Below are 23,450 nucleotides of genomic sequence, written 5' to 3'. Positions count from 1 at the left end.
AATTAAACAGCCGTATGAAATGGTAAAATAACATCTTCCAACCTTTACTACTAGAAGAGACTCCCTACTTCTTCGCTTTTAGGCGGCTTAGTGTAGCTTGGGATATGCCGAGGTAGGAAGCGACAAGTTTATTGGACAAACGTTGAACGATAATGGGGTTTTCCTCCAAGAGGTAGCGATACTTTGTTAATGCATCTTGCACAAAGAAAGACTGTAGCCTATTGGTATTGTTAACGTAAGCATTCTCCAAATAGATTCGGTAAAACTTCTCCCATTGAGGTAATAGCTCTAAAAGACGATAAAAATTCTCATGGCTAATGTATAATACCTCCGTAGGTTCTACCGCTTGCATCAGTTCTTCTGAAGGTTTGGCAGTTATAAAACTCACTAAAGCCGTTGCAAACTGGTTCTCAAAAGCAAAATAACGTGTAGACTCTACACCTTGTTCATCAATATAAAAAATACGGAGGCATCCTTTAATCACAAAGAAAGTACGCTGACTAGCCTCTCCATGGTGTAACACAAGCTCATTCTTTTTCAACTTCTTAAACTTGAAAAAGGAAAGAATAAGCTGCATTTCCGTGTCATTGACAGAAATTACATTTTTAATATAGGAGGCGAGTAATTCTTCCAATGCTTAAATCGATAGTAAAGACTTTCATGCGTGAATGGAAGAAAAGGGATTTTTAAATTCGCCGGCCCTCCCATCGCTACAAATATACTAGAGATGGGATGACAATCAAGCGAAGCGTACAAATAATCCCGCGCAGCGGAATATAAATAAACAACAGGCTATGCTTTGGCTTTGCGATAGGCGATAATATCTGCAATAGCGAGCACCATCATGCCATGATGCTTAGCGAAACCAATAATCTGCGGTAGACGAGACATGGTACCATCGTCATTCATCAATTCACAAAGTACAGACATCGGCTTTAAACCAGCCAATTTCATCAGGTCTACACTACCTTCGGTATGTCCATTTCTGCCAAGAACGCCATACGCATGTGCACGCAGCGGAAAGATATGCCCCGGTCGTACTAGGTCTGTAGCCACCGCATCGTCGGCCGTAGCCGCTTGGATAGCCGCTAGACGGTCGGCAGCCGACAAACCTGTTGTGATGCCCCTTTTAGCATCAATAGAAACAGTAAAAGGTGTCTGAAACGGACTTGCATTTTCCGCTACCATATAGGGTAAATCTAATTTATCAGCCTTTTCATGGGGCATACATAGGCAAATAACACCACTACAATAACGGATCATCTGCACCATATCTGTTAGATTCATCTTTTCAGCTGAAAAAATCAAATCACCTTCATTTTCGCGATCGTAATCGTCAATCAGCAAAACACCTCTTCCTGCTTGCAACTCCTGCAAGGCACGCTCCACACGTGCCGATGCATCAACTCCAAATTCTGTTAACGTATCTTTCATTAAATTTTATTTTTTATTAAACATTAAAACTACAATCGACAGCACGCAGCTGATGGCGCCAAAAAGGTATACCGCTTGATAATTAAAATATGAAGCCGCTAAACCGGCCAATGGCGCTGCTAAACCTAGTGATAGATCGACAAAAGCTACATAAGCACCCAAAGCGGTACCACGCATCTGCGGGCTTACTTTCTGCAACGCTAAAACACCAAGAGCTGGAAAAACAAGCGAAAAGCCCACTCCAGTAAGTCCACAACCAATAATCGCCATCGTCTTTCCTGTTGCAGTCCAGATGAGCAGTTGTCCAACAATCTCGATAAGTAAAGAAATTAAGGCTATTTTAAAACCGCCAAAACGATCTGGGAATGATGCAAAAAAGATGCGCGTCAAGACGTAGCATGAACCGAACACCATAAACGCTAAAGAGGCCTCTCCCCAATTCTTTTCAGCGAAGAACAGCGCGATAAAAGAAGCTATACATCCGAAAGCTAAAGAGGAGAAAGCAAGGCTTAAGCCTTGTCCTGAAATAGCACCTATAACTTTATAGAAGGGCGTACGCACCTGATCTTTGACAACCTCTAGCGTCGGTAGATGATTTGTAAACAGCATCCCCAATAGTGGTAAAACCATCATACAGGCAAAAGCTGGAAGATAGCCATAGGCAATACTCACCCAAATGCTTAAAGGTGCTCCTATGGAGATACCGGCATAGATAGCAATACCATTCCAGGTCATCACTTTGCCGGAATTGGCTCCTCCGACAAGGCCAATAGCCCAAGCCATAGCTCCTGTTACTAAGAAGCTCTCGCCTACGCCATGAATGACACGTGCCAAGAGCAGAAGTGCTAAGGCTAATGCACTATTACTGTAAAAAAAGGCTGATAGCGTATATGCTAAGCCTGCTACAACAGCTAGGAGGACGCCGAGCACCTTACTTTGCTTTGCTCCTTTAGTGTCGGTCATCTTGCCCGAGAATGCCCGCGTAAGCAAGGTTGACAGAAACTGCAGACCTATAACGAGGCCTACAACAAAGCTGTCGAAGCCTAAAGTTTGCTGCACAAATTTGGGAAGAACGCCTAGGGCTAATCCGATGGTGAGATAGACACAAAATACCGAAATAATAATCGGCATTGTGGCTTTATAAAAACTAAGGGTTTGGCCCTTTTCTAAGGTAACTCGCATAAATAATATTGTCTTACATAATACGAGTGCAAATATCAAAGCTGGAAAATTGGAAAACTTTGACCTAGGTCAAAAAAACAGAAAAAATCGACAACACATAAAAAACGTTAAACAAGGCGACAATAAAATATTTATTATCAGCAAATTATTATTTTTATAAGTCAAAAAACAAGCTAACGAATGATTTTACGCCTTACCTATATACTCTTATGCAGTTTGTTTATGCTGAGCAAGACTACATTTGGCCAAAATGTAAATGAAATCCTTCATAAAGCTGCTCAAGCTATCAATAAACAGCAACAACTGAGCTACGACTATCAATTAGACATCAACTATATATCTGAAAACTACAAATCATTATATACAGGGAAGATATATGTAGACTTTACGGAACACCAAAACCCATTAGGATTTAGATTTCAATTCGCTAGAGCAAATAGCGAGATCATTTACAATGGTGCCGAGATTTTTGAAATAGACCTTCCGAAGCAAGAGATTGAACTTCACAAACAAGCTAAAATGCAGCAGTTGAGCAGCTATACGTTTTTCAACATCAGTCCCATAACTTGGAAATATGCATTGCCAGAAATCCTAAATAACGACAGCATTCTGAAATCTCTAGATCTGGAAAAGAGTACCGCTTCCTATTATAGTGTACAAATTCATATGGGACAAAAAGTATTAGGAAATCTAGGAAATATACAAACTATAACGGCCAAAAGAAATATCATCTATACCATAGTGATTGACAAAGAAAGCTTTCTTCCAAAAAGTATCCTATCAACGAATGATGTAACAAAGGATGATTACACAAAAACAAGCTTCACCTATCACATAGCTAAGGCTCCGCCAGAAAATTCTTGGTATTACTCGAACTATGCAAACTACAAACCCAAGGAAGATAAGCCTATAAAAACGTTAGCACTGAACGAAACTGTTCCCTACTGGGAACTTCCCAATGTGAAAAATACCGAAATTATAAAATCTGCTAATCTACTTGGAAAAGCTACGTTGCTAGAATTTTGGATAAAGAACTGCGGTTACTGCATTGCTGCTGTACCGAAGCTTAATACTTTAAAACAGAAGTATAAATCTAAAGGACTACAGGTTGTGGGTATAAACGCTGGAGATACCGTAAATGACATACAGTTCTTCATCGACAAAAATAGCCCCAACTATATGAGCGTCTGGGATAAAGACAATAAGGTTAGTGAGGCTTATGGCATTATAGGGTATCCTACAGTTATACTTCTCAATAAGCAAGGAAAACTCATATTTCAAGGTTCGCCGCAGTCGGAAAAATTAGAAAAGCTATTGCAGCAATTACTATAAGAACTGAAGGTAGAATTCTTAAAATAAGCGTAAATTCATGCTAGAGACTTAAGGCTAAAAAACTTCCCCTAAGGATAGGCTTACACCTTTAAAATGTTTACTGACACCATAGTCGATAGAAATATTGGTACCTGAGTTTTTATTAAACTTAATCCTAGCTCCTGCTCCTCCAGCCATATTCCACGTACCAAAGAGTGTGCTTTCCGGCCCACTCACCGTCGTAAAATTGGTGAAAGCAACAAAACCTAAGAGTCCATTTTTAGTGATGTCACGTCGATACTCTGTTTCTAAGTAGTACAAAGACTTACCACGATAACGGCTAAGGGGTAAGCCACGTCCCGAGCTATTGTAAGGGTCCCACCCCAAGTTGGGTAAGTCCAAGTAAGGCGCTTTGGAGTTAAATACCGTCCAGAAAATATGGCGAAAGGCCAACATATTTTGCTTATTTCTATTTTTTGTAAAGCGATGGTAACGCTTCGCTTCAAAATATAAAGACTGCCACGATTCATCGGAACCTAAAAATTTAGGGTTTATACGCCATTGTAAATTGGCGTAGTAGCCATCCCAAGGGTTAATGGAGTTAGCGCGTGTATCGTAAATCAAATTTAAGCTAACACCTGAAGAGGTGGAGCTTCCTTTGTTGCTTGTACCATGTGTATAATCGGTATATTCAGCCAAAGGCATATCATCGCGGCTTCGGATATTCATACGATAATCTAAATCGTAACCGCCTCCCATGAAAAAACCACCTTTAATTCTTTTTAATACGTGTTGATATACCCTTAAATAGGTATAATCCATTCGTAGATAGTCTTCTGCGGCATGTTCTTTTCCTAATCCCCAAGTATCATGTGGATATTTAAGAATACGAATATCGCCATCTATCACCCATTTATTTTCGTTCAGCCATACATAGGAACGTATTGGAAAGCCAAAGCGTTGACCAAAATTAGTGTAAGGTGTAAAGGTAACGCGGGACATGTGGGTGTCCTTCCGATCTCCTAAGTAAAATCCTGCTGTTGTCGTTGTAATCAGTGCATGCCCACCACCAGGAACGGCAGTTGAGAAGGGTAAAAATGAAAAATAAAACTTCTTTCCTGTACTATCTTTATCCTCTGGGGGTTTAACGTTTAACAAACGCTTACCAATATCAATCAAATCCCGTTGATAAATGGTATCCGTATGATACTTACTAATTTCGATTTCGTTGGCAGGTCGCTGCGCATGGGCAAAATAACACACCATGCACGACAGAACCATCAAAGCAACTCTCTCACTGCTGATTATTGACTGCATAGTATATTTATGGCTTTAACACGAATGTAAGGATTATGCTTTATTTAAGTAACAATGGTAGCTGAGTGCTTAAATACAAAAAATAGGCTATTATAAACTACCTTTTGGCTATCCTTTGCTACTTAAAGCTATAATCATGCCATAGCCTTAATCAAATTGCTTACTCTTACGCTATACACTAGCTATAAGCGACATAAGCACACCCACCTTAGCTTATTCTTTACGGTACTGTGTAGCAAAAAAGGTAATCTTCACGTTATTAAACAAACAACCAATTAAATATGAAAAGATTTCACCTTCTATTGCTAGCAGCATTATGCCTTACGGGCTGTAATGAGAACAAGAACAGCACAAAAAACTGTGCTATCGAACTAAAAGAATTTCTAAAAGACGAATTGAAATGCAGCAAAGCGGGAGAAATGCAAGTCAACCTGTTCGTTGGTAACTATGAGGGACAGCAAGTCTATTTCACGATGCTCGTTTGTCCTGCCTGTGATGCGCAGTCCCCAAGCTACGGCTACACCTGTGCTAAAACTAAAATTCCTTTCCGCAATTTTGATGATGTTAAGTATAGAAAACTCGTTTACAACAGTTGTGAAGACACTTTCGAAAAAAGTCTTTAAAAGACAAAACTAGTTTTACAAAAACTGATTACCATCTTTCATTTCATAAAGATTTAAACAGAACGGCAAACTATATATCACCCAACCAAAAGAACAATTTAACATGAAAAGATTAACCATATTTGCAACAATTATTATCTTATTTCTCGGCTGTAAAAAAGAAAAAACATACGATACTTCGGCCTGTGCTCTTGCTATGAAAGAGCGCTTTAAAGAAGAACTAACCTGTATAACAAAACCAATACTTATGGAAGGTCAACTTTTTAAAGGTACCTATAAGGGCGAAGTCGTTTATTTCCCGAATATCGTATGTGCAAGTTGTAATACAATACCACCTGCATATGGCTATACCTGCGACGATAAGAAAGTCATCTTTGAAAAATTTGAGGATGTAAAAAATGTAAAAGGTGTTTACAGCAGCTGCACGGATAGCTTCTCCGAATAATCAAGTAGTCTTTACCCAAAAAAAGGGCCTTCCCGTACAGAAAATCCCTTTAAATTTAGTGTATTTATGAATGGAATCCTGACTACAACAGGATGGAAATACGAGGCGAAAAAGAGGGCGAAGACGGCTTAAGAGATAGCCATCTTCTGCCCTACTTAACACAACCTATTACTACTATAAAATCTTATATATCTTTCTTTATGTGCACTTCACATTCGAATGCTAGTCCACAAATTATGAATCATTTTTTGTAACCTTTCTACGGATGGATACCGCTCCATATAATCAAAAGCATTCTCCAAACTGATGACGATTTCATCAAAATTTACCGCATCCATGATGACACCAAATTTTGTAGCATCAGGTTCTTCTTCCAACATTCTATACATCATAAGCGTAGGATAACCAAGCTGTTCGCTCAGTTCTTCATCTTGTTCATAATCATCAGCCCACTCCCATTCTATAGCAACAATAAACCAACGAAGTTTCTCGGCATCAAGCTCTTCCAGATAACAAGGCACTAGTGACATCAGCCTTATTTCAAGCAAGAGAAGGCGCATATAGTCTGCTGTTAAATAGGCTTCTTCCAATTCCTGCTCTACCTGCTGCTCTTGTCTCAACGCTAGCCGTGAAGCCTCCGTTTGCTGCCATGGCTTATTCTTCAGAAACTGATAAAGCTGTTCTACTTTATCCTGCTCCTCCGTAGAGTTGCTATAATTATGGCGTCGTCGTGTTGAAAGGTCTTGTTTTTCAAGATCGACACTGTCCATACCCTTCGCTTCTTCATCAATTTTCTCCAAAGCTAAGTCCAACACAAGATTAAACTCTAGGTAATCACTATCAATCGCAGCGCCTCCCTGTACTTCTCCCCATTGTAAAAAGAACGACAGTTCTTTCGCCGTAGGCGCCCTCATCTCAAAAGCGAGGGAACAGGCGGTGATAATGATTTCCCTGAAGCGTTCACGTTCTTTCTTGCTATCTGCTATAAAATAACGGCTTCCTAAAAGACGAGCAATGCGAAAATATAAGTGAGCCAATCGGCTACGCAATAGACGGTAATGACTTTTTTCGGCCTTATGCAATAGATTCAGCAGCTTCACATCTTTTTCATAGCGAACACGCACGGGCAATAATGCGGCATAGCGCTTTTTAAAAAAATGATACAGCTCCGTTCGATCCATAGCCGCTAGATTATTCAAGACTACACTATAGAAAATATCATTGTTAAGACCTAAAGGTTCGTTATTGCTTTCCATTGCTTTTACATCGATAAACTACATTACGCTATTGAACTTACTCCTTTCGCCGCAATCTCACTACGATATGCCAATGGAGACTTACCCAGGTAGTTTTTAAAAAACTTGCTGAAGCTTCCGAAGTCGGTAAAATTGAGCTCATGCATGACATCTTTGACGGTCAAAGCCGATATATTTAATAAAATAACAGCCTCTGCAATCACAATTTCATCTAGTATAGACTTCGGTCCTGCTCCTGTCACCTCCTTTACGATGCGCGTCAAATGTTTGCGTGAAATAAAAAGCTCATCCGCATAAAACTGAATACTCCTACTCTTTTTAAAGTTTTTTGATGCCAAGGTCAGGAAATCCATGACCATCTTATTCTTATGCTCAAAGCCCGGCATTGCCTTCGCCAAATTGGAGTTGCGAATAGCATTGATTTCATAGAAGAAAAGCATCAGCGTCATCTTAATAATCTCATGCTTAAACAACGTATCGCCAGTTGCTATATTCTGCAGCTTCAAATTTTCGATATACGCTATAAAGCGCTGCTTCTGCTTAGCGTTCAAACTGATGTGGCTATCTATTTCAGGGCTTAAGCTCTCCATGGAGAAAGCTTTATACATCGGCAAGCCTACTTCTTGAAAAAAATCAAGATCCGTAAAAACACCAAGGAGCTCAATGTCATCGCTATAGTTCAACATCTGTGTCACTTGGTTGGGTGACAAGAAAATCATATCGCCAGCGGAGAAAGTATATTCCTTAAAATTAACGAACATCTTAAAGGAACCTGTCCGTACCAGACAGGCTCCTAGATAATCTATTCGACTAGGAATAGTACGCCAATTTTCTAACAGTTCTCTTTTTGTTGTTTGGAGAACAATTAGTCCATCGTAGAGTACCTCTTCATTTCTCTCGGTGAGAAAATCTGAAAACGATAAGTATGATATAGCCTGTTTCATAGCTTTAATACTGAATTACACGTTGAACAATACTTTCTTTATTTTTGTTGTGCTCAGGCTTCCACCATTCCGAGAATACAAACAAAAACATCTCACGCTCCATCTCTACCACAGTTCGCTTCAATTTCCCAAAACGCATAGGCAACTTCGAGTAGCTTTGAAAATAAAGACTCAACACCTTACTTTCGACGATAAACTGGGCACGATATTTCTTTGCCTTTTCTAAAAGAACATCGAAATCTAGGATACCTTCTATTTTCGTATAAATTGCTTGATAGCAAGCTGATAATTCGCTATACAAAACCAACTCGTATAATTGTCCCACACTTCCAAAATACTCAAAAAAAGTGCTTCTTGGTAATTGTGCGATTTCCAAAACATCATTTAACGTGACCGCTTTGAAACCTTTACTAATTAGAAGGGGCTTTATCCCTTCTACCGTATCGAGTACAAAATTTGAATTTTCAGACACTTTGACTAGCTATTAATGATACAAACCTATTTTATCGTGTTATATAACACCACCACCTAACGCACGATACAAAGCTACCTGCGTTTGTAGCAACCTGCTCTTTACAGATATTTGATCAAGCTCTGCTTGCAATTTTACCTGCTGCGCAGCCAAAACATCCAAGTAGCTAGCCATATCATTTTTGAACAAGATATTAGCATCTTTCAACAACACCCGATTACGATCTACTAATAGCTCATTTACCTGCTGCTGTTCTTGTAGTGAAGCCAACTGTTCTAAGATAGTTGACACCTCTGTTACCGCCTGCAGCATGCTTTCTTTATAGCGTAATTCTGCCTGCTCACTACGAATCGTAGCTTGATTATAGGCCGTTTTCAGCTGTCTTCCCTGAAGAATAGGCTGCGTAAGTGATCCGGCAACCGTACCAAATAAGGACCCAGGAATGCTGAACCAGTTGCTCGATTTGAAAGCATTCAGACCGCCTTGTGCTGTAATACGCAACGATGGATACATATTTGCGCGTGCCACTTTGATTTCTGAAACCGAACGTGTCAAGGTAAGCTCTGCTTGCTTAATATCGGGTCTACGGCTCAAAAGCTCCGCAGGCACACCGGTACCAAAAACTTGAACCTCCTGCATATTTAAAAGACTACCTCTATTTTTAAGTTCCTGCGGCATGCGTCCTAACAAAGCACTCATCGCATTTTCCTGAACCGCTTTATTCTCTTCGATAATACGTATAGACTTCAAGAGGTTATCGCGGTTATTCTCAAGTTGCTTGATAGCTAATGACGTTGTCAATCCCAAGCGCTGTTGCACTTTGGTAATGTTTAGCGTACTGTCAATAATGGCTAAATTTTGCTGACTTACCTGCGTCTGTTGATCCAGAAGTAACAACATATAGTAACCTTGAGCAACATTAGCGATAAGGCTTGTACGCACGGCATTTACAGCCTCTTGCGTTTCTAAATACCCCGCTAATGCCATCGCATTACGCTCTTTGATCTTACCCCAGATATCAGCTTCCCATGATACGGAAAGGGTGGTAGAATAATCCTCCATGTACCTTTTACCCATAAACTGGCTAGCCATCATTCCATTCATACTGTTGTTTGATGGTCTGTTGATATTGGCCGCACCAACCGCAAGATCAACTGTCGGCAAATAGCCCCATTTCATCTGTTTAACGGTTTCTTGCGCAATTTCTATCTGCTTAACTGCCACCAGCATATTGTTATTATGTGCCAATGCCGTATCAATAAGCCCTATTAAGTAGGCATCTTGAAAAAACTGCTGATACGGAAGCTCTGCCAAGTTGGATAAGCTATCTGTTGCAAGCTCTTCATGAGTAAGACGAAATGCTGTAGGTAGGGCGTCCTGCTCCACGCGTGGATGTTGTAGCTCTTTGGGAGCACTACAGCCTGTCATCGTCAACAGCAGCACAGCCGTTCCAGAAACATATATATATTTAAAAACTTTCATTTTTCTGTATTCTAAGTAAATTCAAAATAGGTAATTAAGATAAGGTCTGTTCCTCATCATACTCCCACTCTTCATCTTTAATTTCTTTACCACTGACACGCTCCTGTATATACTGGAACAACACAAATAAAATTGGAGTAAAGAACACACCTAACACGGTACCGGCCAGCATCCCGAAAACAGATGCATAACCAATAGAGTGGTTACCAATTGCAGATGGACCGATAGCTGATAGCAAAGGCAATAAACCTGCAATAAAAGCAAGAGAGGTCATTAAAATCGGACGCAACCTCGCCTTAGCGCCTTCAATAGCCGCAGCAGCCAACGGCTTACCTGAACGACGACGCTGCGAAGCGAACTCTACAATCAAAATCGCATTCTTCGCGAGGAGACCTATAAGCATCACCAGCGCTACCTGCACATAGATATTGTTGGCTAGGCCGGCAATAGATATACCCCAGAATACACCCAATAGACCAACCGGAATAGCCAATAGAACGGCAAATGGTAGGATATAGCTTTCATATTGAGCGGATAAAAGGAAATATACGAATACAATACACAGCCCAAATATCATAGCCGTTTGACCTGAAGCGCTGCGCTCCTCACGGCTCATTCCTTTCCAGTCTATGCCGTATCCTTGGGGTAATCCAGATTTTGCAACTTCTTCAATAGCCGCCATCGCCTGCCCTGTACTGAAGCCAGGAGCTGGCATCACCGTTAGGTTGATGGCGTTAAACAAGTTAAAGTGCTCCACATTTTCAGGACCCGACACTTGCTCCAACTCAACAACACTTCTGAGCGGCACCATCTGTCCTAATTTATTTTTGATATTGATTGCTTCTACGGAGCTAGGGTCTGCTCTAAACTTCGGATCAGCCTGCATCACCACACGGTAGTACTTACCGAAACGGTTGAAATCTGATGCCTGCATACTACCATAATATGCCTGAACGACATTTAACACATCAGCAACATCCAAGTTAAGCTGCTTCGCTAGGTTTTCATTAACCTTCATTTCATATTGAGGGAAAGAAGCGTTAAAGGTTGTAAACGAGAATGCTATTTCTGGACGAGCCATTAAAGCGGCACCGAAATCGTTAGATACATCATTGAAAGCCGTTAAGCTGCCCATATTACGATCCTGCAAGATTACTTCCAAACCAGAGGTATTACCAAAACCAGGTACTGTAGGCATCCCTACTACCATAAAGTTTGTTTCACCTGCTCCCATCAGCATCCCTTGCATCTGTCCTGTCAATTCGTTGATATCCTGCACCTCGCCTCTTTCTTTCAGCGGTTTTAAGCGCAACATCAATACCCCAGAAGAAGAAGATGTACTGAAGTTCATCATGTTCAAACCAGAGATTGTGATAATATCTTCAATAGCAGGGTGAGATTTCAATGTATTTTCGGCTGCTTTGATTCCCTTTTCCGTACGGTCTAATGATGATCCTGGAGGGTTATTCGAAATAACCATCAAGAAACTCTGATCTTCATCTGGAATAAAGCCTGTTGGCGTTGAACTAAAAGCATAAACAAATAGACCGATAAAAAGTGCCAATGCAGAGAAAGCTACCGTCTTACGTTTCACCAAAAAGATGATAGACTTCACATATCTATTGGTAAGCTTATCAAAACCCGCATTGAAGCCTGCGAAGAAACGATCTTTGAAACTTGCTTTATGGTCGCTATGGTCGGCATCATGCTGCTTCAAAAGAATCGCACAAAGTGCTGGACTCAATGTCAATGCATTTACGGCCGAAATTAAAATCGCCATTGCTAAGGTCAAAGCAAACTGTTGATAGAAAACTCCCGTAGGTCCTTCCATAAAAGCAATAGGAACGAATACCGCCGACATCACCAAAGTGATGGAGATAATAGCGCCTGTAATTTCACTCATCGCCGACATCGTTGCTGCACGAGCACCAAGCTTTTTCTTCTCCATTTTAGCATGCACAGCCTCCACAACGACAATGGCATCATCCACCACGATACCGATGGCGAGCACCAAAGCAAATAGAGTTAACAAGTTGATGGAGAAACCAAACAACTGCATGAAGAAGAACGTACCCACAATAGAAACGGGTACTGCTATCGCAGGAATCAACGTCGATCTAAAATCTTGCAAGAAGATAAATACCACAATAAATACCAATACGAAAGCCTCTAACAAGGTGTGGATTACCTGAGAGATAGACTCGTCTAATGACTCTTTAGAACTATAAGGAACGGAAAACTTCACCCCTGGAGGGAAAGATGCGGACAGCTCTTCCAAGCGTTTGTTCATCGCAATCTCTACGGCATTGGCATTTGACCCTGCTGTTTGGAAAAGTGCCACCATAATCGCTGGCTTATTATTGAAGTTCGTCGTAATTGTATTTGTATATGAACCAAATTCAACACTAGCGATATCTTTTAATAGCAAAGATGATCCATCGCTATTTGCACGTACTACAATACCTTCATATTCTTTAGGCTCTGTATATTTCCCTTTATAACGAATGGTATACTCAATCAGCTCTTTAGAGCTTTCTCCAAATTTACCTGGAGCAGCCTCTTTATTTTGTGCTTGGATAGCACCAGCTACTTCTTGAGGGGTAATGCCATAAGCTGTCATACGCTGTGGATCCAACCATATACGCATCGCATAATCCTTATTACCAAATACCTGCGCATCACCAACACCCGCAATACGTTTTAACTCGGGAACGATATTAATCTTCGCGTAGTTTTCTAAGAACAACTCATCGACTCCTTTTTCATCAGCATATAGGGTAACCATAGCTACCATACTGTTTTGACGTTTCATGGTGGTTACCCCAATTTGGTTAACCTCCGCAGGCAGCATGCTTGTTGCTTGTGACACCCTATTTTGGACGTTAACGGCCGCTTGATCGGGGTCTGTTCCCAATTTAAAGACAACGTTGACCATCAAACTACCGTCATTACTCGCTGTTGACGTCAAGTAGTCCATATTTTCCACCCCGTTGATGGCATTCTCCAATGGCGGTGCTACCGACCTCGAGATAACCTCAGCACTTGCTCCTGGGTAGTTGGCAACCACCATAACCGTTGGTGGTGCAATCTCAGGGAACTTGGTAATCGGAAGCGAAAGCATCGATACCACCCCCAAAATCACAAGCAAGATGGAGATTACAGTGGCCAAAACTGGCCTTTTAATTATTTTCTTTAGCATAATATTTTTCTTCTATCAGATGCTTACTGATGGAGCGAGACAGTCCTATTGGCTTTTAAAAAGCAATAGCATAGCTCTTCGTTGCTTTACGACAACAATGCTCCATGCAAAAAACGTTTCTAAATTATTGCGCTTGTTTAGGTTTAACAACCATATCCGCACGAACGAAGCCTAAGCCTCCTGTAAGAATGGTTTGTCCATCGCTAAGTCCAGACTTTACATAGTAGTCTTCAGCAGTCTTGCCGACAACTTCCAATAAAGCTTGTTTAACCTTATTGCCCTCTCCAAGTACATATGCATATATTTTATCTTGAACGGCAATAGTTGATTTTATAGGCACTAACAAAATACCTTCCATGTGGCGCTCTATCTCAATGCGTCCTGTATTACCGGCACGCAATTCACGCTTCGGATTAAGGAATTTGGTACGAATAGCAATAGATCCTGTATTTTTATCAAACTGACCCGTCACAGCATCGATTACCCCACGCTTACCGTATACCGATCCATTAGCCAATACTAATGTTACCGAATCACGCTTGCTATGTGTAGCTGTCCACTCTTGGTAAGCAGCAAAATCAGATTCACTCATACTGAAATAACCAAAAACCTCATTGATATCGGTGATTAACGTTAGCGCTTCCATAGATGCTGCGCTCACCAAACTTCCTAAACGGAATGGGATGCGTCCTACATAACCAGAAACTGGAGCTTTAATTACACAGAAGTCTAAGTTGATTTTAGCAGAACTCGCCGCCGCACGTGCCTGCTCTAAAGCGGCCTGTGCTCCTTCGTATGTAGCCATAGCTTGGCTTACCTGGAGGTCTGAAACAATATGGTTCTCCACCAATTCTTTCTTACGGTCAAGGTCTATCTTTACATTTTTAACATTTGCCTCAGCTACTGCTACTGCAGCCTTTGCTGTACGATATTGCTCTTGGAACGGACGGTCATCAATTTTAAATAGTAGCTGCCCAGCATTTACATAAGCCCCCTCATCAACATAGATATTATTTAGATATCCAGAAATCTGTGGTCGTATCTCAATATTACGCACCCCTTCTAAGGCTGCTGAATAGGTGTTTTTCACAATGCCATTCGTTTGATGCACCTGCGCCACTGTAACTTCAGGCTCTTGCACTTCTTGCTTGGGAGCCTCCTGGTTTTTACAGGAATACAAACCCGCACTAATTCCTAAACCCGCACAGGTCATAAGAAAGCTTCTCATCTTCATATATTATCCTTTTATTTATATCGGCAGCAAAATTATACTGTGCTCAAACCGGAAAAAAGGCAGAAAGATTCCAATACTTGTAAAAAAGACGCATCGTGCGGTTATAACATCTAGCTGACAATTCGATATTTTCAGCCTTTATTGGTTGAAAACAAGTTGAAAAACTAAACTTCATATCTCGTAAAACAACAAACAAAAACACTGTATATCAACCAAGTAACAAAACCACAACAAACTAAGATTAGGATTAAAGCAGGAAAAATAAAGATTTAAACAGGAATTATCAGCTTCAATTTGATCTTTACAACAATCAATCGATACTAGAGATACACCAAAAAGAAAACACGATTTTGTATAAATAAAAAGTGTCAAGCAGGAAAGAACAAGCGTAAAAACGCTTGGTAATTAAAGACAAGAATATGGATGTAAAAAGGAAATGTCAATGCCTAAACACTTTGGATACACCTCTACATAGGATAAAGGAAATTAGCTTTACTTTCTAAAAAAAATCGACTACTATCCTTTATCGTACAGCAATTACCCCGTGCTGCACAGGTTAAGCAATAAGCACTAAACTAAGCTTCTACAAATTTCTTAGCAGGGATAATACTTAGTTCTTTATGTTTCAAGGAAGACATAATCCAGATACCACCGATTAAAGACAAGCCTAGTGATAATAAATTATCATGAATCAAAATGCTCCATACCTCTTGATCTTCAAACATAATACCTAAGGAATGGTCAAAGTCGAAACCTTCATTCATTAATGCCGCTAAAATAGTAGCGGTATTGGCAATGATAACACTTACAATGGTAGATAGAAAAATCAGATAGCGCGTACCTGTCCCCTGCTTACCTTTAAAATAAACATAGCCTTTAAAGCTTAAAATCGAAATAGCAAGAATCAAAACAATAGTCAGCTTTCCCCAGAAAAAAGAAACAAGCACCCAGGCTATAATTCCAGGAATAGAGAATGCCAATGCGCCTAAAAATCCAGCTAGGTAGCCTTTTTCTGATAACACACGTTCTCTCGCCGCCTCATTGAAGGTATCCTCTACCTTGCCGGCACATGAGGGGCATAATATAGCACCTTCATCATTGATGTTATAGTACTGAATACGCTCCTTTGTATCGCAATCATGGCAATTATTCTGCTCTGGAACCCCTACCTGTTTCAGTATATCAACGGCAAAGTCGAATAATGCATATACACGCTCTAGCTTCGTAAATTTAAAATTTTCATGGAACTCAAAATGTAGGCCATATTTAGTAATTCTAAACATGGTAAACTTCAACACAGACTTATTATCAAAAAGTGCTTTTTCTACAATAGCAACCTGTTCGTCAGTCAGCTCTCCGGTTTTGACAACAACAAATTTGTACTGCGGATTATTGGTTATCGCTGCATCGCCGACACTAAAAAAATATCCTTTATACAGTCCAAATACAAGGTCTTTGGCCGTATACCAATCCAATTCACGTGCTAATTTTTTAGCCTTAGGAAAAATCATTATGTTATACTTTTATATATCCACATTAAACAAATTCATAAAAACCTGTATATACAATTGGATGTAATCGTTAAAAAATAGTTGGTTAACAGAAGAGCATATTCCCCTTACGTTGTGGCAAAAATAGAAAAAGCAGATAGAATATTCACACTAATTTTTAGTAGTGTAAAGGTTAACAAAATGTAATAAAAGAAGAGTTCACCATGCTAATTACCCTTTCTATTAAATGCTTAGGTAACCTAATTGCGATACTTACTACAGACGAAATCCTTGTGGAGAGGGCACAAAAAAAAGGGCATAGCCCTTTTCTCATCGTATATCTTAAAACTTATTTAGACATGGCATAAATCACGTTAACGTGCGATCTAAAAGCCCCCCAAAAGTTATCAAATTCGTTATACTGAATATTAAATTCTTGACATGTTTGTTTTACCAATCTATTCAATGCTGGATAGTGCACATGGCTAATTTTTGGAAAAAGGTGATGCTCTACCTGAAAGTTAAGCCCGCCAAGCAACCACGTCAACACCTTGCTATTTGTTGCAAAATTGGCTGTAGATTGTACTTGGTGTATCATCCACTCCTCTTTTACTTTAGATTCATCAATGGTTTTAAACTCTGTTAATGCCACTACGTGCGCCAATTGAAAAACTGTCGCCAAGCTCATTCCACATACCGCACCTGCAACTACAATACCAATCAAGGTAGGTAGCCAACCCACAAAAATAATGGGTATCACGATAAACAACAATAGGTGGATTACCTTACTCGTCCAGAAAATATACTTCTCACGCATAGGGAAGGTAAACTTCTCGGAAGTTTTACCCATACGTCCACTGAAATACTTCTCATAATCCTGGAAAAAGATCCAAGCTAAATAAGAAACACCATACAACAATGGAAAATAAAAGCGCTGAAAGCGGTGGTATTTTTCCAGTTTTTGATCGTGGTGTATGCGCATGAATTTCACCTCAATATCATGGTCTTCACCGTCAATATTGGTATAGGTATGGTGTGCGATATTGTGCTTAAGTTTCCAGAAATAAATATTACCACCTAGCAAGTTCAAGCTGTAAGAAAGAACGGTGTTAAGACGTTTATTTTCTGAGAAAGAATCATGTCCTGCATCATGCATTACATTAAATCCAATGGCCGCAAGGTTCATCCCTAGGAAGATGCAAATTATCAAACTTATCGGCCATATAGGCTGAATAAATACGAGCGTAATATAGAAAACAATAAATAGCAAGAAAAGAATTCCAGCCTTTAACATGATTCCACTACCTCCGGTTTTATTCCTACCGTTTACACTAAAATAATCATTCACCTTAAGTTTAAGTGCCCTAGAGAATAAGTTATCTTTGTTTTCGAATTTTACTGACGTTTTCATATATTATATTGCAGCCAATATAGGCATAAGAAATAAGACAATTGGTTTTATTATGTTATTTATATGATAATTTAACATTGTTTCACCTTTGCGAACTTTCCCTAAGTTGTTAATTCTTTTTTTACCATCACTTTTAGGCAGCTACTGAAGGGTTCTTTTTAGGTTAAAAAGACGAAAACTTCCTAATAACGAAATCGTTTTTTTGAATCTAATCCTAAAGAACAACCATTCAAAACAGACTCATTAACAACGAATAACCATGAGTATCTATAAATTGAACACCCTCTCTCCTCCTTTTCTAAATCATGAACGTTATTCCCTGCAGACTCATACACATGGACGGTAGATAAACGCATAAAAAAAGAATCTGAATAGACTCTTTTTTATAACACCGCAGAGCAGAAAAAACCACTAATCTGCCGTTGCAAAATTATCAGTTGTATTGACTACGTCATCCTTAGCTTTTATGCCTGACATTAACCACAACCAAACGACAAAACCAATAACAAAAGAGAAGAAACTTTCTCTGAACCACATAGCAAAAACACCATAGCCTTTCAGCCAAGCTGCAAAAGAGGCCTCTATAGAATAACCATGCTGCGTAAGCTCGATAACCATCGTTGTCAACGTTGCGATGGCAATACTAAGTAGAATTGAAAACAGAATAATATAAGATGTAGCCTTTCCAATTGGACCTTTAAAATAAAAATAACCAGCATGAACCAAATAGGCCAATAAAACAACCAAAGGAGTTGTAAACTTAGTGAGAAATAAACCTACATATGTCCAGGCGATTATACCTAGCACAGCAAAAATCATGGCTCCCAGAAAACCGACAGCATAGCTATTTCTTTCCTTAACATCCACGGCTACGCTCTCCTTCTTTTGTGCTAACATGGCACATGTACCACACAATACGATATCTTTACTGCTTATTGCATAATAACGAACAGCATCTTCTTCCTCACATACCTGACAGAAGCCAGGTTCGGGTGTTGACTGCTGAGGTAGCGTCCTATTTTCCTTAAAAAAATATCCGCGGTAACGTGTAGGCACCAGACGCATAGTCTTATACCAATCGTAAGTTCTAGCTAGTTTTTGTGCTTTAGGAAAAATCATAACCATCTATTTTTTAGTTTCTATACCCTATAACCGAATTAACAGTCGTTTTTGAAGGATAATAGAAAAAGTTAATAAGCTATTCCATCAATTACTTAGCCCGATACCCTTTATCTGACTGTCATAAAATTAGAAAAGGAATGTTAACAAATAGCAACGCTTAGAACAACTTTCTGTATCCTTAATGTTTATAAATTGTAAAGAAAACAAAGCACACTAATTTGTTTTACAATAAATTACAACAAAAAAAAACTACTACTAATTGAGCAATCAATGTCTTTACGTAGGAGTACTTTTTCCGATATAATAAACAATTGAAAAGCGTATTCATCTAACAATTTATTCTGTTGATAATGGGGATAAAAAAATGTTTTTGGACACAATTAGCCAATTGACACATAATAAAGACTAATGTCGCTAATATGTGACAAAATAAATAATAGTAACTAATTTTATCAAAATGTCGTCTTTTACTAGACACTGACTTCACTTTTTTAACCATTATACTTTTTACAAAAGTATGGACAAGCTCTACTGTTAAACTTTTTGTAGCAACTGCAAAAATCCACCTTTTGCCTCCCCCCCTTTTCCTTAAACTGCAATAAATTTCAACAATCCTATCGTTGCTACAGAATAGTATTATCTTTGCCCATATTAATTTCTTTACAGTGTCACTGGCGATAAAGTGCCTTTAACCCGTTTAGAGGTTAGTTTATATGCAGATACATACACGACAACGCATCTACCCTTACATTACATGAAGAAATTCTTTGCCTTAGTTCTATTTCTAGTTCCATTTATTATTATATGCCAAACCATCAGCGGAAAAGTAGTACGCGTTGCGGATGGCGATACCGTAACACTACTTGATTCTACCAATAAACAAATCCGTATCCGTCTTTACGGCATCGATTGCCCTGAATCTAAACAGGATTTCGGTCAAGTAGCTAAAAAGTTCACTTCCGATTTATGCTTTGGTCAATATATAAAAGTGGAAGTACGTGATATTGATAGATATGGTCGAACGGTAGGCATCATATGGGCACAAGACACTGTTAATGTGAATTTTGAACTTCTCAAAGCAGGTCTTGCATGGCACTATAAGCAATATGACAAATCCCCTGCATACGCGCAAGCTGAAGAAAAGGCACGTGCAAAAAAGATTGGTCTTTGGAAACAACCGAATGCCATTGCTCCTTGGGAGTTTAGAAAGCAGAAAAAAAAGGTGGCTCAAGAGAATGCTAAGGTTACGCAGAAGAATAAAAAGACCGCTTAACTTATACCATTTTTGTCACTCTTCTTTATCATATTTCTTTTACGGCAGGCTTAGCATGACCAGCCGAAGCATCCTGCTTGAAAGTTTTATATGCACAGTCTATCTTCCTCGTTTGTAACGAGGATACCGGAGGATAGCGTTTGCAACGCTTATTAAGGTCTTTTGCTTAATTATAGTGTTTGCCCTTAGCCAGGACGGGGCTTCACTCTTTTCCTTGATGAAATTGTGGCAAAAATCAAGGCTGGCATACACTGCTATCTTCGCTTGTAAATTCCGGAACAAAACGAACTCGCTGCGCTCAGACAAAGTTTTGCTCTTGCGGAATTTATGGCTCTACGATTTTACGCAGCAGATGCCTAGGCCTTTTTTCTAGCAACTGCAAAATAGTTCTATATTGCAGCTCATTTTCTTTTATACTTCCCTATCCAAATTGTCATACTGAGCTTGTCGAAGCATCGTGTTAGAATGGCTTATTTACGCTATTTCATGCATCCTCGTTTGTAACGAGGATGCATGAAATAGCGTTTGCAACGCTTATTAAGGTCTTTTGCTTAAATATAGTGTTTGCCCTTAGCCAGGGACGGGGCTTCACTCTTTTCCTTGATGAAATTGTGGCAAAAACCAAGGCTGGCATACACTGCTATCTCCACTTGTAAATTCCGGAACAAAACTAAACTGGCTGCGCTCAGATAAAGTTTTCTTCTTGCGGAATTTTCTACGTTACGATTTACGCAGCAGATGCCTAGGCCTTTTTTCTAGCAACTGCAAATTAGTTCTGTATTGCAGCTCATTTTCTTTTGCACGACCCTATCCAAATTGTCATGCTGAGCTTGTCGAAGCATCGCATCAAAAAAGCCTGCCTTACTTATTATATTTTTTTAAATCGATTGTCAGTCAAAAGGTATACTACACAACCCCAAAATGGAATAAAAGCGACAAGAAACAGTTTCCAAGTAGCAATTCTCTCCTTTGATCTATTTATCTTGTAGATCGTAAATAAATAGGTTGCCAATATAATGACGCCTATTATCAAAAACACAATTTCCATAGTATAAAATTTATTTATAAATAACGCAAGCAACAGCTGCTGCAGCCAACATACACCCTTCACATTCAGGCCCAGATATAAAACACAACAAATTACATCCTATACTTGATTCACAGGCATCTTGAGCAGCCTTAAAAACTCTAGCAACACAATCTATGTACCCTTCACCTTTTAAGGTAGCATCCGAGGACATAAATAACCCAGAAAAATCTTTAGGCCTATATAACTTATCGTTTGTGCTATATATGAATTGATTTTCATCTGACCATAGAATAAAATTTTCAACTACTCCTTGTTTACTATATTTCAATTCTTGATAGAAGGATTTATAGTTTTCATTTATTCTAACTAAATAAAGGTATCCAGTTAAAATATTTTTGATGTTATTGGAACAACTTCATAAGAAACTTTACCATAACCTCCAATGCTTCCTAGATTTTCAGAACAAGTTGAACGACCAGCAGAGATAGAACCAGTTTCTATAATTCCTAAACTATTCTGTATCGACTCAATCCTACTTTTAATGAAGCGACTCCTTGTAACGGATGTCGAATCATCCAACGTAATTGATGATTTTTCGATATTTATGGAAATTCTTTCTTTAATTATTTCAGTGCTACCACTACCTTTAGAACAAGAAAGTGATAATAGTAGCGAACAATAAAGAATAGATGTTTTTAAAAAACTCATATTTAATGATTTACATCATTTCCAATAAATGTAACATAAAACTATCACCCATAATTTTAAAGCATACTTTACTTTAAAAAAAATAATAAGATTGTTCCTATTTATAGCTTTATTTTTAGGAAAGTTTAGATTTTTCCTTGCATATTTTCTTTTTCAGGTACTTTAAGCTTAGTTCTTTTTAAGATAAGTTTTCCTACTTAACATGCTTGAATGAACTCTTTTTAGTCGTATTTATACAAATAAAAAATATTTTAAGACACTTTTGTTCCTCAACAAATTAATTAATACACCAAAACAGTAAAAACAGTGGTAAAAAAATATAAAGCTTAGTTCTCAACAGTTCACGAAGCAGTAACATGACTAACACACATAGGCAAAAGAGCAAAGCTACCTGTTCCAATACTTGCCGTCTATAGCGGTACCTTGTTACAGGATCATCGTGTTGCTGTTTCCAATTTTTCTTTAGGACATAGGTATCCCTCCTACGCATTTTTCGCATATCACAATGAGTTTAAGTGGGAGTTAAGGCCTCTCTACGGCCTTAGTTAGATCTTGATTTTAAGAAAAAACCGACCTCTTTGTGCTTCTATAAACACCAATATTTGTTTAATACCGTAAGGAAACGTATTTTTAGATTGCAAACCGTATGTCTTACGTTTGGGACTTTCGGATAATAAACTTTGGCTTCCGCATGTAGAGGTCGGCCAACATACCATGCCGTAGCGCGCTAAGCTCCTATTAAAGGTCCTAGCTCCTACGCTTTTTTTCACATCGCCCAATTTTTCATAGACAATGCCATTGGCATGTTTCTTTCTATTAGCCTATTTCGTATACATAGACTAATGCTCCGCTGTGCGGGATTTATTTTTGTTATAAAATCTAGCATATGACAAATTTTTAAGTAGACATATTTTACAATTACGGTTACCAAATCTTAGTCTACACATGTTTTAATCCATAAATAATCGTATCTTTATACTAAAGCTAGTTATCCTATTGCCTACTTCAAAATGGTATAGTAGCGGTATAATACCAGATATATTTAATTCTGTTTAACATGAGTATCGTATTTCAAGAAGATAAAATACACGAAGGAAAAAATCTAAAGAGAATTCGTGAAATTATGGGCATGAAGCAGGAAGCCTTAGGCTTAAACTGTGACAGCAAATTTGATCAGCGTAGAGTATCCGAGTTTGAAAGCCTATGGACGATTCCTGAACCTACCTTACAGGAGTTGGCTAAAGCGTTAGGCGTATCTGTAGAGTTTATACGTTCTTTTAATGAAGAAAAAGCAATTTATTATATTCAACATAATCAGGATACTTCGAAACAAAATAGTTTGAACCACTATCCGACTATTAATTATCAATCGGATAATAAAATCGAAACACTTTTAGAAAAGCTTATTGAAGATGACAAAGTAAAAACGCAAGCAATTATTAACTTAACTAAAGCTGTAGAAGACCTTATAAACAAGGTTAATAAATTGTAAAAAATGCATATTCAATGATTTTATT

The 23,450-nt window shown here is 38.8% G+C and carries 20 protein-coding genes; 5 read left to right on the top strand and 15 right to left on the bottom strand.

Features of this window, described 5'->3' with window-relative positions; all coding sequences use genetic code 11:
• Positions 1–64 precede the first annotated feature (64 nt).
• The 3 genes from WH223_RS14595 to WH223_RS14585 all read right to left on the bottom strand — a co-directional run bounded on the left by WH223_RS14595 (position 65) and on the right by WH223_RS14585 (position 2,616).
• A complete protein-coding gene (locus tag WH223_RS14595; RefSeq protein ID WP_340048487.1) occupies positions 65–634 on the bottom strand; it encodes a Crp/Fnr family transcriptional regulator in 570 nt (189 codons plus the stop codon).
• Positions 635–792: 158 nt separating this feature from the next.
• Entirely contained in the window at positions 793–1,434 is a 642-nt protein-coding gene (gene ribB, locus WH223_RS14590) for a 3,4-dihydroxy-2-butanone-4-phosphate synthase (RefSeq protein WP_340048486.1), read from the bottom strand.
• A 6-nt stretch (positions 1,435–1,440) separates the two neighbouring features.
• Positions 1,441–2,616 (bottom strand): MFS transporter, encoded by a 1,176-nt coding sequence (locus tag WH223_RS14585; RefSeq protein ID WP_340048485.1) that lies wholly within the window; start codon positions 2,614–2,616, stop codon positions 1,441–1,443.
• A gap of 180 nt (positions 2,617–2,796) precedes the next feature.
• Between WH223_RS14585 and WH223_RS14580 the strand changes: the two genes are divergently transcribed.
• Positions 2,797–3,948 carry a TlpA disulfide reductase family protein gene (locus tag WH223_RS14580; RefSeq protein ID WP_340048483.1) on the top strand — a complete coding sequence of 384 codons (1,152 nt, stop codon included), beginning with the start codon at positions 2,797–2,799 and terminating at the stop codon, positions 3,946–3,948.
• Positions 3,949–4,002: 54 nt separating this feature from the next.
• On the opposite strand, the gene WH223_RS14575 is transcribed toward WH223_RS14580, so the two are convergent.
• A complete protein-coding gene (locus WH223_RS14575; RefSeq protein ID WP_340048482.1) occupies positions 4,003–5,244 on the bottom strand; it encodes a BamA/TamA family outer membrane protein in 1,242 nt (413 codons plus the stop codon).
• Between the two features lie 281 nt (positions 5,245–5,525).
• Here WH223_RS14575 and WH223_RS14570 point away from each other — a divergent pair, with 281 nt between their 5' ends.
• Entirely contained in the window at positions 5,526–5,867 is a 342-nt protein-coding gene (locus WH223_RS14570) for a hypothetical protein (protein WP_340048481.1), read from the top strand.
• A gap of 103 nt (positions 5,868–5,970) precedes the next feature.
• Positions 5,971–6,312 (top strand): hypothetical protein, encoded by a 342-nt coding sequence (locus WH223_RS14565; RefSeq protein WP_340048480.1) that lies wholly within the window; start codon positions 5,971–5,973, stop codon positions 6,310–6,312.
• A gap of 209 nt (positions 6,313–6,521) precedes the next feature.
• Here WH223_RS14565 and WH223_RS14560 read toward each other — a convergent pair whose 3' ends face one another.
• From WH223_RS14560 to WH223_RS14520, 9 genes are all read right to left on the bottom strand, one after another.
• Positions 6,522–7,568, bottom strand: coding sequence for a hypothetical protein (locus tag WH223_RS14560; RefSeq protein ID WP_340048479.1), 1,047 nt, complete (start codon positions 7,566–7,568; stop codon positions 6,522–6,524).
• Between the two features lie 23 nt (positions 7,569–7,591).
• The gene (locus WH223_RS14555) at positions 7,592–8,512 is read right to left on the bottom strand and encodes a helix-turn-helix domain-containing protein (RefSeq protein WP_340048478.1); all 921 of its coding nucleotides are present in this window, start codon (positions 8,510–8,512) and stop codon (positions 7,592–7,594) included.
• A gap of 4 nt (positions 8,513–8,516) precedes the next feature.
• Positions 8,517–8,984, bottom strand: coding sequence for a TetR/AcrR family transcriptional regulator (locus WH223_RS14550; RefSeq protein ID WP_340048477.1), 468 nt, complete (start codon positions 8,982–8,984; stop codon positions 8,517–8,519).
• Positions 8,985–9,023: 39 nt separating this feature from the next.
• Positions 9,024–10,466 (bottom strand): TolC family protein, encoded by a 1,443-nt coding sequence (locus WH223_RS14545; RefSeq protein WP_340048476.1) that lies wholly within the window; start codon positions 10,464–10,466, stop codon positions 9,024–9,026.
• A gap of 34 nt (positions 10,467–10,500) precedes the next feature.
• Positions 10,501–13,665, bottom strand: coding sequence for an efflux RND transporter permease subunit (locus WH223_RS14540; RefSeq protein WP_340048475.1), 3,165 nt, complete (start codon positions 13,663–13,665; stop codon positions 10,501–10,503).
• 124 nt (positions 13,666–13,789) lie between these two features.
• Positions 13,790–14,899: an efflux RND transporter periplasmic adaptor subunit gene (locus WH223_RS14535; RefSeq protein WP_340048473.1), complete on the bottom strand. Its 1,110-nt coding sequence runs from the start codon at positions 14,897–14,899 to the stop codon at positions 13,790–13,792.
• A 575-nt stretch (positions 14,900–15,474) separates the two neighbouring features.
• The gene (locus WH223_RS14530) at positions 15,475–16,410 is read right to left on the bottom strand and encodes a hypothetical protein (protein ID WP_340048471.1); all 936 of its coding nucleotides are present in this window, start codon (positions 16,408–16,410) and stop codon (positions 15,475–15,477) included.
• A 328-nt stretch (positions 16,411–16,738) separates the two neighbouring features.
• The gene (locus tag WH223_RS14525) at positions 16,739–17,800 is read right to left on the bottom strand and encodes a fatty acid desaturase family protein (RefSeq protein WP_340048470.1); all 1,062 of its coding nucleotides are present in this window, start codon (positions 17,798–17,800) and stop codon (positions 16,739–16,741) included.
• Between the two features lie 411 nt (positions 17,801–18,211).
• The gene (locus tag WH223_RS14520; RefSeq protein ID WP_340048469.1) at positions 18,212–18,919 is read right to left on the bottom strand and encodes a hypothetical protein; all 708 of its coding nucleotides are present in this window, start codon (positions 18,917–18,919) and stop codon (positions 18,212–18,214) included.
• A 757-nt stretch (positions 18,920–19,676) separates the two neighbouring features.
• Between WH223_RS14520 and WH223_RS14515 the strand changes: the two genes are divergently transcribed.
• Positions 19,677–20,195: a thermonuclease family protein gene (locus WH223_RS14515; RefSeq protein ID WP_340048468.1), complete on the top strand. Its 519-nt coding sequence runs from the start codon at positions 19,677–19,679 to the stop codon at positions 20,193–20,195.
• A gap of 1,058 nt (positions 20,196–21,253) precedes the next feature.
• Here the strand turns inward: WH223_RS14515 and WH223_RS14510 are convergent.
• The gene (locus WH223_RS14510) at positions 21,254–21,553 is read right to left on the bottom strand and encodes a hypothetical protein (protein ID WP_340048467.1); all 300 of its coding nucleotides are present in this window, start codon (positions 21,551–21,553) and stop codon (positions 21,254–21,256) included.
• 56 nt (positions 21,554–21,609) lie between these two features.
• The gene (locus WH223_RS14505) at positions 21,610–21,933 is read right to left on the bottom strand and encodes a hypothetical protein (RefSeq protein WP_340048466.1); all 324 of its coding nucleotides are present in this window, start codon (positions 21,931–21,933) and stop codon (positions 21,610–21,612) included.
• 1,057 nt (positions 21,934–22,990) lie between these two features.
• Between WH223_RS14505 and WH223_RS14500 the strand changes: the two genes are divergently transcribed.
• Complete coding sequence (locus tag WH223_RS14500; RefSeq protein WP_340048465.1) at positions 22,991–23,425, top strand: helix-turn-helix domain-containing protein; 435 nt, start codon at positions 22,991–22,993, stop codon at positions 23,423–23,425.
• The last annotated feature ends 25 nt before the right edge of the window (positions 23,426–23,450 follow it).

It is taken from the genome of Sphingobacterium sp. MYb382 (genome assembly GCF_037572665.1).
In the GTDB taxonomy this organism is placed as follows: domain Bacteria; phylum Bacteroidota; class Bacteroidia; order Sphingobacteriales; family Sphingobacteriaceae; genus Sphingobacterium.
Note: the sequence above shows the minus strand (reverse complement) of the source record. Positions and strands in the feature narration are given on the sequence as shown.

What these genes read in the sequence shown, in the direction of transcription:
- ribB (WP_340048486.1), bottom strand. Translation starts at nt 1,434, where the DNA reads ATGAAAGATACGTTAACAGAATTTGGAGTTGATGCATCGGCACGTGTG.
- WH223_RS14585 (WP_340048485.1), bottom strand. Translation starts at nt 2,616, where the DNA reads ATGCGAGTTACCTTAGAAAAGGGCCAAACCCTTAGTTTTTATAAAGCC.
- WH223_RS14580 (WP_340048483.1), top strand. Translation starts at nt 2,797, where the DNA reads ATGATTTTACGCCTTACCTATATACTCTTATGCAGTTTGTTTATGCTG.
- WH223_RS14575 (WP_340048482.1), bottom strand. Translation starts at nt 5,244, where the DNA reads ATGCAGTCAATAATCAGCAGTGAGAGAGTTGCTTTGATGGTTCTGTCG.
- WH223_RS14570 (WP_340048481.1), top strand. Translation starts at nt 5,526, where the DNA reads ATGAAAAGATTTCACCTTCTATTGCTAGCAGCATTATGCCTTACGGGC.
- WH223_RS14565 (WP_340048480.1), top strand. Translation starts at nt 5,971, where the DNA reads ATGAAAAGATTAACCATATTTGCAACAATTATTATCTTATTTCTCGGC.
- WH223_RS14560 (WP_340048479.1), bottom strand. Translation starts at nt 7,568, where the DNA reads ATGGAAAGCAATAACGAACCTTTAGGTCTTAACAATGATATTTTCTAT.
- WH223_RS14555 (WP_340048478.1), bottom strand. Translation starts at nt 8,512, where the DNA reads ATGAAACAGGCTATATCATACTTATCGTTTTCAGATTTTCTCACCGAG.
- WH223_RS14545 (WP_340048476.1), bottom strand. Translation starts at nt 10,466, where the DNA reads ATGAAAGTTTTTAAATATATATATGTTTCTGGAACGGCTGTGCTGCTG.
- WH223_RS14540 (WP_340048475.1), bottom strand. Translation starts at nt 13,665, where the DNA reads ATGCTAAAGAAAATAATTAAAAGGCCAGTTTTGGCCACTGTAATCTCC.
- WH223_RS14535 (WP_340048473.1), bottom strand. Translation starts at nt 14,899, where the DNA reads ATGAAGATGAGAAGCTTTCTTATGACCTGTGCGGGTTTAGGAATTAGT.
- WH223_RS14530 (WP_340048471.1), bottom strand. Translation starts at nt 16,410, where the DNA reads ATGATTTTTCCTAAGGCTAAAAAATTAGCACGTGAATTGGATTGGTAT.
- WH223_RS14525 (WP_340048470.1), bottom strand. Translation starts at nt 17,800, where the DNA reads ATGAAAACGTCAGTAAAATTCGAAAACAAAGATAACTTATTCTCTAGG.
- WH223_RS14520 (WP_340048469.1), bottom strand. Translation starts at nt 18,919, where the DNA reads ATGATTTTTCCTAAAGCACAAAAACTAGCTAGAACTTACGATTGGTAT.
- WH223_RS14515 (WP_340048468.1), top strand. Translation starts at nt 19,677, where the DNA reads ATGAAGAAATTCTTTGCCTTAGTTCTATTTCTAGTTCCATTTATTATT.
- WH223_RS14505 (WP_340048466.1), bottom strand. Translation starts at nt 21,933, where the DNA reads ATGAGTTTTTTAAAAACATCTATTCTTTATTGTTCGCTACTATTATCA.
- WH223_RS14500 (WP_340048465.1), top strand. Translation starts at nt 22,991, where the DNA reads ATGAGTATCGTATTTCAAGAAGATAAAATACACGAAGGAAAAAATCTA.